The sequence below is a fragment of the Thalassotalea insulae genome (assembly GCF_030161395.1).
Lineage (GTDB): Bacteria > Pseudomonadota > Gammaproteobacteria > Enterobacterales > Alteromonadaceae > Thalassotalea_E > Thalassotalea_E insulae.
The window spans coordinates 4,045,772-4,058,517 of sequence record NZ_BSST01000001.1; the positions used below are offsets into that span (position 1 = coordinate 4,045,772).

The 12,746-nt window shown below is 37.5% G+C and carries 10 protein-coding genes and 1 pseudogene; 8 read left to right on the forward strand and 3 right to left on the reverse strand.

The window, feature by feature from the left end; all coding sequences use genetic code 11:
- Window positions 1-126: 126 nt before the first annotated feature.
- The 4 genes and pseudogenes from QQK06_RS19725 (at window position 127) to QQK06_RS18170 (ending at window position 5,614) form a co-directional block, all read left to right on the forward strand.
- Window positions 127-1,343: pseudogene (locus QQK06_RS19725) on the forward strand (IS3 family transposase).
- 132 nt (window positions 1,344-1,475) lie between these two features.
- Complete coding sequence (locus tag QQK06_RS18160; RefSeq protein ID WP_284246224.1) at window positions 1,476-4,664, forward strand: leucine-rich repeat domain-containing protein; 3,189 nt, start codon at window positions 1,476-1,478, stop codon at window positions 4,662-4,664.
- A gap of 125 nt (window positions 4,665-4,789) precedes the next feature.
- Window positions 4,790-5,170 carry a hypothetical protein gene (locus QQK06_RS18165; protein WP_284246225.1) on the forward strand — a complete coding sequence of 127 codons (381 nt, stop codon included), beginning with the start codon at window positions 4,790-4,792 and terminating at the stop codon, window positions 5,168-5,170.
- A 219-nt stretch (window positions 5,171-5,389) separates the two neighbouring features.
- Window positions 5,390-5,614, forward strand: a complete 225-nt coding sequence (locus QQK06_RS18170; RefSeq protein ID WP_284246226.1) for a hypothetical protein — start codon at window positions 5,390-5,392, stop codon at window positions 5,612-5,614.
- A gap of 40 nt (window positions 5,615-5,654) precedes the next feature.
- Here the strand turns inward: QQK06_RS18170 and QQK06_RS18175 are convergent, their stop codons facing one another.
- On the reverse strand, window positions 5,655-6,608 hold the full coding sequence (locus QQK06_RS18175; protein ID WP_284246227.1) for an IS110 family RNA-guided transposase: 954 nt from the start codon (window positions 6,606-6,608) through the stop codon (window positions 5,655-5,657).
- Window positions 6,609-6,968: 360 nt separating this feature from the next.
- On the opposite strand from QQK06_RS18175, the gene QQK06_RS18180 reads away from it, so the two are divergent.
- From QQK06_RS18180 to QQK06_RS18195, 4 genes are all read left to right on the forward strand, one after another.
- Window positions 6,969-7,733, forward strand: coding sequence for a hypothetical protein (locus tag QQK06_RS18180; protein ID WP_284246228.1), 765 nt, complete (start codon window positions 6,969-6,971; stop codon window positions 7,731-7,733).
- 498 nt (window positions 7,734-8,231) lie between these two features.
- Entirely contained in the window at window positions 8,232-8,924 is a 693-nt protein-coding gene (locus QQK06_RS18185) for an aspartate/glutamate racemase family protein (protein WP_284246229.1), read from the forward strand.
- A gap of 106 nt (window positions 8,925-9,030) precedes the next feature.
- Window positions 9,031-9,606 (forward strand): YdeI/OmpD-associated family protein, encoded by a 576-nt coding sequence (locus QQK06_RS18190; protein WP_284246644.1) that lies wholly within the window; start codon window positions 9,031-9,033, stop codon window positions 9,604-9,606.
- Between the two features lie 104 nt (window positions 9,607-9,710).
- Window positions 9,711-10,013, forward strand: coding sequence for a hypothetical protein (locus QQK06_RS18195; protein ID WP_284246230.1), 303 nt, complete (start codon window positions 9,711-9,713; stop codon window positions 10,011-10,013).
- A 67-nt stretch (window positions 10,014-10,080) separates the two neighbouring features.
- Here QQK06_RS18195 and ccoS read toward each other — a convergent pair whose 3' ends face one another.
- Window positions 10,081-10,323, reverse strand: a complete 243-nt coding sequence (gene ccoS / locus QQK06_RS18200; protein WP_284246231.1) for a cbb3-type cytochrome oxidase assembly protein CcoS — start codon at window positions 10,321-10,323, stop codon at window positions 10,081-10,083.
- Between the two features lie 10 nt (window positions 10,324-10,333).
- The gene (locus QQK06_RS18205) at window positions 10,334-12,742 is read right to left on the reverse strand and encodes a heavy metal translocating P-type ATPase (protein WP_284246233.1); all 2,409 of its coding nucleotides are present in this window, start codon (window positions 12,740-12,742) and stop codon (window positions 10,334-10,336) included.
- Window positions 12,743-12,746 lie beyond the last annotated feature (4 nt).

Genomic DNA, 12,746 nt, shown 5'->3' on the forward strand with positions numbered 1-12,746 from the left:
ATAACTGAGGAGCTGTTCGTTGGCCTGTTTAATAGGTTGCCAGAGATTGAACTGGTTTAATTGAGCAGGACACTTTAATAAGGGACAATGTTCCAGTATTGAGGTGTTAAATGACAAAACGAAAAAATCAAAACTTATACAACTGAATTTAAGCAAGACGCAGTCGCTTTGGTTACAGAGTAAGGTTATTCGGTTTCAGAGGCCGCAGCCTTTTTTGGGATCACCAGCAAACTGATTTACAACTGGAAAGCTAAACTTGAAGAGCAGCAAGCAGATAATGCACTAAGTGAAGATGAGCGAGCAGAGTTAAAAAGGCTTAGAAAAGAAGTTAAAGAACTCAAGATGGAGAAAGAGATCTTAAAAAAGGCCAGTGTAGATTCAAATGGTCAATGCAACAGTTTTACTAAAATACTGATTTGCATTGGAAGATTTGATGAAACGACCAAAACGAACATTTACGCCGGTTGAAAAAGAATTAGTTTCTGATTTATGGAAACAAGGAACTGGCTTCAGCGATATTGGTAAAGTGCTAGATGTCGCACCCGGAACTGTATTTACTGCGCTTGGCTTAAACGGCCAGCTAAGTTGATCACGGCAGAAGAGCTTCACTTATACCGTTGCGCTAAAGCTCTGTTTAAGCGCAGCCGAGAAAGCTTAGGCTATCGTGAGCTATGCAGAATTTACGCAAAGAAGGCTTTGACATTGGCACTCATAGAACTCGAAAGCTTATGGAAACGCTAAACCTAGAAGTTAAGCAGCGAGTTGCTTACAAGGTAACAACCAAACGTAAGCATTCAGATGCGGTTGCAGATAATCTGCTTAACCAGAATTTTAATCCGTTGGCTCCAAACCAAATATGGGCAGGTGATGTGACGTATCTACAAACTGGCGAAGGCTGGATGTATCTTGCCGTTGTGATGGATTTAAATTCTCGCCGTATTGTTGGCTGGCATATAGATAAGCGCATGAAGACTGATTTGGTGATGAAAGCCATGATTATGGCTTATAACTTGAGGAAGCCACCTAAAGGGTTAATCTTTCACTCTGATAGAGGCTCTCAGTACACCAGCAAGCGTTACCGCAACTTGCAAAGGCAGTTTGGTATTCGAACCAGTATGGGAGACGTTGGTGCCTGTTGGGATAACGCAGTTGTTGAAAGGTTCTTCGGCAGCTTGAAACATGATTGGTTGTTAAAAGTGGCTCAGCCCACTCGAGCTCACATGAAAAATGATTTGGCTGAATATATGAAATATTACAACTTGGAGAGATTGCACTCAGCTAATAATGATCAGTCACCAGTTGAGTATGAAAATTCTTTAAGAAAAGTGTCCGGCTGGAGTTGACCAGAACATTTTGATTGAGTTAAATAAATTAGGCTAATTCTAGTTAAGTCTAAAGTTGTAAGGCATTGTTAGTTCAGCTAATATGCTTCTGCTTTTTTAATTAACGGAATATGCTAATAAGGGACTGACTCCATGAAAAGTACCAAACTCCTGATATTATTATTGATTGTTCTTTGTACCGGTTTTCAATCAATTAGTCATGCTAGTAATAATAAATTATGGAACATAACTTCCAAGCAAAATATCAAACACAACTCCGTTAAAAAACTAGGGATGGGGTTAAGTAAGCAGTATGTTTCTGTACATTCCAAGTTAATATCTGAATTACAAGTCGGTACTACGATAACTATTCCCATAAGAGTAGATGAATATTACAGTGCTAGCATTAATAGAATTAATATAAATCCGGATGGCTCAAAGTCCATTGTTGCAAGAATTGAAAATGATAGCGAAGCCCTGCCTCAAATCATTACAACGGATGGAAATAGCGTATTTGCTCGAATAGTAACCCCTAATGGCTCTTACTCGCTTTCTCATTTAGGTAGTGACGATTTAGGGCTATTAATTAATGAAAATGAACTTGATAAACGAATTGATTCTACTAAATCAGACTTTATCCTAAATAACAAAAGTACTTTTCAGCAATTTAATACGCAACCTCAGGGCAAAGCCAATAATAGTAGAACTATAAATAAAAAGCTTTTCTCAAAGATTAAAACACAATTCAATAGTGTGTCTAAACAAGACAATGACGCAGTAGCAACTGTTGATGTTATGGTACTTTACACTCCTAATGCTAGTGAATTGTATCAGTCAAATGTTAGTACTCGCATAAATCACTTGTTTGCAGTAACCAATCAAATTTTTGAAGATAGCGGAGTAAAGATTCAAGTAAACCCTGTGTTGATACAAGAGTATACTTATAGTGAAAGTAAACCATCTAAAGATCTTATTGAAGATATTGGTCCATACGGCAACTCTGGTAATTTCTGGTTAGCGTCTGATAATCATTATGAAATAAGTAACCTTAGATTCAAAGTTAAAGCTGATTTAGTAGTTATGATGAGACCTTATGTTGGAGATGGGATTTGTGGAATAGCGTATGTTTCTGGTAATGGTCATGGTGATATGTCAGGGTCGTGGATTAGTGCATATAGCCATGTGAGTATTGATTGTTCCGATTACGTTTTAGCACATGAATTAGGGCATAATATGGGATTAATGCATTCTCGTCGACAAGTTGAAGAAGATACAGAAAATATAGAGACGCTAGGAGTATCATTCGACTTTGCTTTAGGTTTTGGAGTCGATAATGAGTTTACAACGGTTATGGCATATGAAGATGTATTTTCAGCAAATAAAATATATAAGTTTTCATCGCCGAATCTTGATTGTAATGGATATTCATGTGGGATAGATAAAGATAACGAGCAAGGAGCTGACGCTGTTTATGCCCTTAATGCTGTCCGTCAAAGTGTGGCGAGCTTTTTAGACACTGATGAAGGTTTAACGCCTATTGAGGATGCAAAACACAATGTCGATAATAGTAATTTAATAAAATGTATCGAAAGAGTACAAGGTAGTAATTTATATGCTGAACAAGTTTATTCTTTATTTTGTGCAGACTATGAAAGTATAAGCTCTCTATCGGGCATAGAAGGCTTTCCTAAGTTAACAAAGCTTAGTGTATTTCCTTCAACAATTTCCAGCTTAACACCTATTGAAAATCTGACAGGTTTATACCGCTTTGATATATCGAGTAGTTTGTTATCCGATTTATCAAGTTTGTCTACATTAACTCAGTTGGGACATTTAAGTGTATCAGCACCTAATATCTCTGATTATTCTTTCTTAAAAAATCTTAACAATCTTAGAAGCCTTTCTTTATCAGAGTCAAATTTTGAGAATATAAACAATATTGCAAATGCTAAATATATGACAAGGTTAGAAATAGAAAGTGAGTTTTTGAGTGATTTATTACCATTAGAACAGCTTGTAGGGGTGCAATATTTATATCTAGGTAATGGTCAAATTGAGGATATCTCGGCTTTGTCAGCTCTAGAGAACTTACAAAGTTTATCACTTATTAATAATAAAATTAATGATATCTCGGCCTTGTCTAATTTAACAAATTTAAAGTATTTACAGCTTTTTGGTAACGAAATTGAAACAGTTAGCTCTTTGAGTAATTTAACTGGTCTAGAGACGTTGGATTTAGGGAGTAACTTGATTGAATCTATTGAAGGTTTAGAAAATTTGACCGAATTACCTGATCTTAATTTGAGTGATAATAAGTTAAAAAATTTAGAGCCCTTATCATCTATGAGCGGTTTAAAATATTTACATTTAAAAGGAAATGAAATAGTGAATGGGCAACCGATCAGTTTGTTAAATAATTTAGAATCTTTCTCTATAGATAACAATCTCATCAGTAGCATTAGCTTTTTAGCATCTCCAGAAAAGTTAGTTTATTTAACCGCGAACAATAATGAAATTAATGATATTTCCCCTCTAACTGATGCAGTTAATTTACAATTTCTTGAGTTAAATAATAACCATATTTCTGATCTCTATCCATTAAATGACAAGTTAAAAATTACCAACCTTAGGCTTAGTGGTAATGGAATTACTGATAGTCAAGGAATTTATCCGTTATTGGAAGGGCTATCTGTTCTACATATAAGGAATAATGAAATCCCTTGTTCTCAAGTCAATTATATTAACGAAAACATAAATGAAAATGCATATGTCTCAATTGATGAATTGACGTGTGAAGATTTTGATCAAGATGGTATCCCTGATATTGAAGATACCGACGATGATAATGACGGTATTGAAGATAGTGAAGACTCGTTTCCGTTAGATGCATCTGAATCAGTAGATACAGATAATGACGGTATTGGTAATAATGCTGATACCGACGATGATAATGACGGTATTGAAGATAGTGAAGACTCGTTTCCGTTAGATGCATCTGAATCAGTAGATACAGATAATGACGGTATTGGTAATAATGCTGATACTGACGATGATAGTGATGGTGTTGAGGATAGTGAAGACGCGTTTCCGTTAGATGCATCTGAATCAGTAGATACAGATAATGACGGTATTGGTAATAATGCTGACACTGACGATGATAATGATGGTGTTGAGGATAGTGCTGATGCTTATCCATTAGATCCTTCTCGAAGTTCTAATTTAAATAATGCTAATAATTCAAGTTCATCTAGTACCTCTAGTGGTGGGGGAAGCATGTATTCATTACTTTTACTCCTGCTTCTACATACTTCTTTAAGGCCAAAACTAAAAAGCATGAGGTAAATAGATTCAATGGGCACTCATTATGTGAAAAATCGTTACTTAGATGCTTCAGCACTAGTTAAGGTGTTTTATGGTGAGCAAGGCAGTGGAGTTATACGTGACTATTATTATTCTAATTCGGGGTTATGCGCTACATCGTTGTGCTTAACGGAAGCTTAAGTGTTATAAAATCCAAATGGAAATACGAACATATTGATGATGATGCATATTTCGACTCTACTGAACGTCTTCTAGTAGATGCTTGGAGTGGGAAGCTAGAAATAGATGAGGTTGAGCTACTTAGTATTGAAGGTATAAATACAGTGAAATCCTTAGCTAAAAAGTACTCTCTTGACTGGTCAGATGCACTCCGGGTAGAAACAATAAAAAAGGGAAAGTACTCACATTTTAGTGGTGAGTGTCAGTATATTCTAATTACTGCTGATAATGGTTTGGCTGAAGCAGCAAGAAATGAGAATATAAGGACTTGGAATTGTATCAAAGAAGATAAACCAAGCTGGGCCTGATAACTGCCGAATAGAAATATGCCTTTAACGTGTAGTGGCTTTAATCTTGTGACTACATTATGTCTACATATATTTGTTTCTTTGTGTAAGTATTTGTTTTTCCTTTATAAATTTTATGCTTTATTTTAATGAGCTGTTAGCAGCACTCGTTATTTTGAGTGCATATTTAAATTTTTGAGTTAGAATTAAGCTGTTTTTATATTTAGTTAAGGAGTTATTATGAATAATAATATTAAAGGGATTTGTCTTTTCTTAGGGTTAATTGGTATAGGTTATGTTGCTTTATTAATAGTTGTAGCGTTGCTGACTGGCGCTAAAATTATTAAAAGTATTTTGTTCATTTCTATATTTTCATCATTCTTAATTAGCCTGGGTTTAACTCCTCAAGTCAAAAGCCGTTTATTAAATTACCTTAAGTCATTATCTTATAAGCAGTTTGTGTAAAGTATTGCTAACAAGTGACTATGGTGTCAATTCCTAATTCTCAACTCATTTTAGGAGCCCACATGACACCATCTCTTACCATTGAATTTAAGATCACAATCATCTTTCTTATACAGGCAATTAATGCTGTTTTTTTTGGTTTTCCTGCCGCTAATAACCGTTCGTAAGTACCTTTAAAAACTGAGTTACATTGGATTGCGGACATCATCGCCATGTACATTGCCGTTCGAATTTTGGGACGTCCTCCTCGTATCTGTCTTGTGCCACGATAGATACCACTTTCTTTATTAAATGGCGCAACACCAATCAATGACGATGCTTGTTTATTTGTTAGATAACCGAGCTCAGGCATATCGCTTAGTAAGTTGAAAGCGACGACATTACCAACACCAGGCATGCTCTGGATTATCATGTTTTTAGTTTTATAATCCTCACAGCTTTCCATTAGTTTAAGTAGTTTTTGGTCTAGCTTATCGAGCTGATTTTTAATGGCAGTTAAAATGGGATTAATCATACTGCTGATTGTTTTTGGCATGATTTTTAGACGGTTCTTTTCCATGGTTTGTATACCTATTAACTGTCTACGACGAGAAAGTAAGTCGCTCATCAATTGCATGGTAGCGGGCTTTAGCATTGAAAGTTTGGGCTTTATCGCTTCACCGTAATATGCAATAAGTTGTGCATCTAATTTGTCTGTTTTTGCATGCTGCCCTATGGCACCTGCAAATTTTTTGATATGTGCAGGGTTGGCTACAACAAAGGGCAAATTAGCTTTTGCGCAAGCCATAATAAAGTCTTGCTCAAGACGTCCAGTTGCTTCTATAGTGATGCGTGTTGGTTTATATTTTTTGATTTCCTTAATCGCCTTTTTAATACCTATTTCGTCGTTAGTCACGGTGAAATAAATATCTAACGGGCGTATGTAAATATCGAGTTGTGATTTGCCAGTATCAACACCAACATTTATTTCGTTTTGATTATTTTTGTTATTCATAATAAGCTGACTCTGCCTTGCTATTCGGGCTCGAGGCCCAGTTGACTATCCGAGTTTAGTGCTTGGAGTTTTATATGGCGTTCGTACTTGTTATCGGTCTCTCAATAGAGGAGCCTGCCAATCATCGAACTACCATATAAAAAGGCTTTGGTTGCAGCCAAAGCTTGGGCCTCACATTACCCGAAAAGGATTAAAAAGAATAATAAGATTTGGCTGTTATTATCCATACAAGGCAATCAAGCAGGACAATGGCAGTTGGCTTTTTTCACTTCGTTCAATATTTTAGCCAACAATATTAAGCCGCTTAATATAAGCGTTAACTGCTTAATTGAAGCAACACATCACTATAAAGGAAGATAAATGAAAAGTTATTTAAAGGGAGGGATTATTGTATTGGTAAGCTCTGCTTTAGGGTATCAGTTATATCCCATATTAAATGATACGAAGCAGGATATAAGCCAATTTAATAATTCGGAACAGTCGAAAAACTCTGAGCATTCCCAAGTGAGTAATTTGGGAACCCCTGATACTCTAATAATTCAAGAGAGTAAGGCGCTTTCAAATACCCGCAAAATGTCAGATGAAAGCGAAACGATGACTACACAAAAAATAGAACATACGACCAAACTTTCAAATGATATTAGTGAGGACTATTCAATTGAAAAAACCTATGCAAAGGAAGAGCTAAAACAATGGTCTATCGAGCATAAAGAAAAACTTAATCAAATTATCGATGACAATATGCCGGTATCAATATCATCAGTAATGAAGTCTTCTATAGGTAATAATAATCAAATGCTGAATGACCCTAGCTTACAGCAAGACCATATTGAAGATGATAATTGGACGTATTTAATGGAGCAAGATATGAGAGCTTATATTACGCAACATGAATTAGCCGCTGGCTTTGAGCTTTTAAATATTTCTTGTAAACAGCTAATATGTGATGTGATAGGTATAGAAAGAGAAGCTAATGTTTGGTTTCAAATATATAGAGGCTTTTATTCTTTTCCTAATATTTTGTTTCCCAAAGATGGTAATAGACCACTAAACATAGTCAGAATGGATAATGGTATTCCTTATATTTATGCTCAAATCATGTTTAAGGCTCATAAGAGCAGCTAACAAACCAATTAAGTGTGGGACTGCTAAAACTTGGCTCGGTTTCGCTCCGCTTCACAACTTTAGCCAAACATTTTCAGCCCCTTAACTGGGCGTTGGTTTCTAGGAAAGTATGTCACATAATCATACCTTTTTTAGAAAACGAATGGCCTTTTGACAGCCCAATCAATACATGTGTAGTCACTACTAAATTGGTTTACGATAAGAATCATCCAATCGTTCAAGTAACTCATATGCAATGTTGAGAGCAGTATTATCTTTTGTTGTTAACATTTCAGATAAGCGGCCTTAATTTATTGATTGTAACAATGCTATTTTGGTTAATACGTGTCTTGCTTACTCATTGGTTCGAGGCGAGTAAAAACAAAATGGAGAATGGCCTGAGTATTATTAAGTTAATAAGTAAAAGAGCGTAATAAAAGAGTGTACGTTTAAAGCTAGTTAACGGTTACTAAACAGTTTAACGAGGCTTTATATTGTAATTTATATTCGTGAGGTAACATGAAAACAATTGGTTTGTTAGGAGGAATGAGCTGGGAAAGTTCACTTGGATACTATCGAGCAATAAATGAAGGTATTAAAGACGCTTTAGGGGGCTTACATTCGGCCAAAATAGCTATGTACAGTGTAGACTTCGAGCCGATTGAACAATTGCAGCATCAAGGGGATTGGCAAGGTACTGCTAAGATACTTTCTGAGGCAGCTAAAAGCGTGCAAAGTGCCGGTGCTGATTTTTTACTTATTTGCACTAATACTATGCATAAAGTAGCTCCGCAAATAGAAAAGGTTATTGATATTCCTCTATTGCACATTGCCGATGCAACAGCTGAGGTATTGGTTAAAAGAGGGATTAAAACCGTTGGTTTATTAGGTACTGCTTTTACAATGGAACAAGATTTTTATAAGGGCAGGTTAAATGACAATTATGGTTTAACTGTTCTAACTCCTAATGCGTCAGATAGAAACATTGTTCATAATGTTATTTATAAAGAACTTTGTTTAGGTCGTTTACGCTCTGCATCTAAAGCCGAATATTTAAGGATCATTGAGTCTTTAGCTAACCAAGGAGCTGAGGCGGTAATTCTTGGGTGTACGGAAATAGGCATGTTAGTTGAGCAAACTGATACTGAAGTTACACTGCTAGACACTACTTATATCCATGCTCAGAAAGCCGTTGAGAAAGCGATACAATAGGGCAATTAAACGCGGAGTTAACGTTTGGCTTCGTTTGCTCTGTAATAAAGTTTAGCTGATGATTATTAGTCCTTTTTGGGTGTTACACGAAAGAGAATTTAGCTTTATGCCTGAACCTGATATATCGAGAATCATGACTTTTGCAACGTCGAAAGATCTTGGTCAGTGGTTAAAAATAAATCACACCACCGAAAGTGAGCTGTGGGTAAAAATATTTAAGAAACATACCGGGATCCCGAGTGTGACTTGGGACGATGTTGTGATTGAATCTCTATGCTGGGGCTGGATTGATGGCATTAAAAAATCCATCGATGACCAAGCCTATCTCCAGCGGATCACACCAAGAAAAGCGCGAAGTAACTGGTCAAAAAGGAATAAAGCGCATGTAGAGCGTTTAATACAAGAAGGCAGAATGACGGAGTCAGGACTTGTGCACGTTCGCGCAGCTAAAGCGGACGGTAGGTGGGAAAATGCTTATGACGTAAGTGAAATGGAAGTGCCGGCGGATTTTTTAGCGGCATTGGAAAACAAGCCTAAGGCGAAACAGTTTTTTGCAACGCTCAATAAATCGAGCCGTTATACAATCGCATACGGATTGCTAAGTGCGAAGAAAGCCGAAACTAGGCAGAGGCGATTTGCAAAGTTTATCGATATGCTTGCCCGCAAAGAAAAACCAATTTGATTTTTAAAAAGACGAAAATTATCCCAAGGTTTGTTTTAGCGACAAAATCCGTTGGCTTAGTTTCGTATCACAATAAGTGTAGTTAAATATTCTAGTTGTTTAATGTGGCATTAGGTGTATACAGGGATATGAATAATTTTCGAGTATTTTTATCTATTTCAATATTTATCGTCAGTGGGTATTTTATTATTGATTTGGCTTTATATAGTTTTGATTGGTTATTGCTTTGCTGCAGTTTAATTGGTTTTACTAGCTCGCATTATTTATGGCCTCCTAACTACGATGATGAAAGCGCATGGTATGACGGATTGGAGGTTGTCATTGATCTTCCTTTCAGAGCTATAGCGTTATTTTTTCGGGGGCTTGGTAAATTAGTTAAAAATGCCGATTCAGGGCTGGATTTGTGAATATACATGACAAGGTCATAATGAATGTACGCTTTAAACTTGTCGCATTGCCTATATCAAGTTGATGTTATTTTACCTGATCGTTTGGTGATTCTAATGGTTGCTCAGCAGTGGTTTTAGGGGCTGTTGAGCTTGTTGCATTTTGATTGGGTTTTACCTGCTTTTCTTTTTGATCATCATCAAATAAGATGCTTAAGCCTTGTTTTTCCAGATCGTCAAACTGGTCTGTTTTTACTGCCCAAAAAAACAGGTAAATACCCAGCGCCGTTAAAATTATGGCAAGAGGGATCAAAATGTAAATGACACTCATGGATAGCTTCCTATTTTACTTTCACTTTTAGTAATCTTAATGAGTTGGTGATCACTAAAATTGAGCTTAACGACATACCAATTACTGCCATATAAGGGGTAATAAAGCCTGAAACCGCTAACGGTAATACAATAGCATTATAGCCAAATGCCCAGCCATAGTTTTGCCAAATAATAGTTTTGGTTTGTTTCGCTATTTTTAGCAAGGTAATAATGGCGCTTAATTGATTATTTAATAAAATAACATCGGCACCACTTTTGGCGATATCTGTACCGCTGCCCATAGCTATAGCGACATGGGCTGCGCCAAATACCGGGGTATCATTAATGCCGTCACCAACCATAGCAACTGTATGTTGTTGCTGCAGTGTTTTGAGTTTTTTCAGTTTATCTTCTGCACTTAGCTGACTATAGATATGATCAAGCTGTAATTGCCCCTGTACTTGGTCACAGCCTTTTATGTGATCACCAGAGAGCATAGTGGTAATAATGTCTTGCTGCTGTAGCTTAGTGATAACTGGCTTGGCATCGTCACGAATGTGATCTTGTAAACAGAAAACAGCCACCAGTTGCTTATCAATAACCAATAAGCAAGAAGCGTTGCGGTGTGCTTCAAATTGCTGTGCAGAGATAAGTTCAAGCTCAAACAGCCACTTAGTTTTACCGATAACTATTTTTTGCTGATTAACGACGCCTTTGATACCTGCACCTGCAATTACTGCTACTTGTTCGCTTTGATAGGAAAAGTCGCGATACTGAGCAAAGGCTTTTGCAATAGGATGCTCTGAATGGGCCTCAAGCGCCGCAGCATAGGCCAACACTTGATGTTCGTTGTATTGGCTGTTGATTATAGAGATGCTATCAAGGCTAAAGTCACCCGAGGTTAAGGTGCCAGTTTTATCGAAAGCAAAATGGTCAATTACCGGCAGTGTTTCCATGACATGGCCTGATTTTACCATAATACCTGATTTATTTAGTCTGGTGGTGGCGCAGGTCAGGGCGGTTGGCGTTGCCAAAGACAGTGCGCACGGGCAAGTTGCCACCAAGACGGATAAGGTGATCCAAAATGCTTCATCAGGCAGATGCTGTTGCCAGTAAAAAGCAGTGCCGATAGCGGTTAATAAAATTAATGCGACGAAATACTGGGCAATTTTATCAGACAGTTGCGCTAGTTTAGGTTTATGTGCCTGCGAAGCTTCGCTTAACCTGATCAATTGACTTAAAAACGACTGTTGCCCAGCATGTTTTACTTCTATGGTTAAATTGCCATCACTATTGATAGTGCCAGCAAATACCTGATCGCCAAGAGATTTATTTACTGGCGTTTGTTCCCCCGAAAGCATAGCTTCGTTAATTTGACTGCTGCCAGCAGTGATTGTGCCATCTGCCGGAATAGTTTCGCCAGGTTTAACAATTACGAGATCTAGCGGCTGTAATTTACGGGCAACGATTAATTCTTCTTGCCCTTGATGAAGACGTGTTGCGGTTAAAGGCATTAATTTTAATAAATTAGCGGAGACTTCCGCTGCTCGATTTCGGGCACGAAATTCCAAAAATTTACCTATCAGTAATAAAAAGGTAAACATTGAAACCGATTCAAAATAGACTTCGCCGGTTTGATTAATAGTTGCCCAAGCGCTGGCACCAAAGGCTAAAATAATGGCGATAGATACCGGAACATCCATTGATAGACGTTTTGCTTTTAGGGCGTTATATGCCCCTTGATAAAATGGCAAGGCACCATAGCTAATGATAGGTAGGGTAAGAAATAAGCTGACCCAGCGTAAATAAACCAGGTTGTGTGATGACATATCAGAAAACGCGCCAAAATACAGGCCAATAGCGATCATCATCACCTGCATCATTAAAATGCCGGAGATGCCTAAACGCTTAATAAAGGTTTTACTCCGTTTTTGATTGCTTTGTTCTACTTCACTCGCCTTAAACGGTAGTGCGTGATAGCCGACTTTTTCAATGGCGAGAACAATTTCACTGAGTTTGATCTGTTTATCTAGCCAGCGGACAGAAGCACGCTGAGTCGTGGCGTTGACGGAAATGCTTTGCAGACCGGCTAAATGCTCTAGCTGCATTTCTATAAGCCAGGCGCACGCGGCGCAGCTGATCCCTTCGATGGTCAGTATGGTTTCCTTGCTTTCCCCGTCTTGATAAGTAAATTCTTGTTGCAGGCTAGTGTCATCAAGTAATTCAGTGCGTTTAAGCTGCTCGGGAACTAATGCTTCGCCTTTGGGGGCGGCTTCTGTACGAAAACGATAATAATCGGTGAGCTGATTATCGACGATGGTTTGCGCTACTGCCATACAACCAACACAACACATAGCTTGTGACTGACCGTCTATAGAAACGGATAAAGACAGCCCGTTCGGGATATCTTCACCGCAATGAAAACAAGATTTAGACATAAAG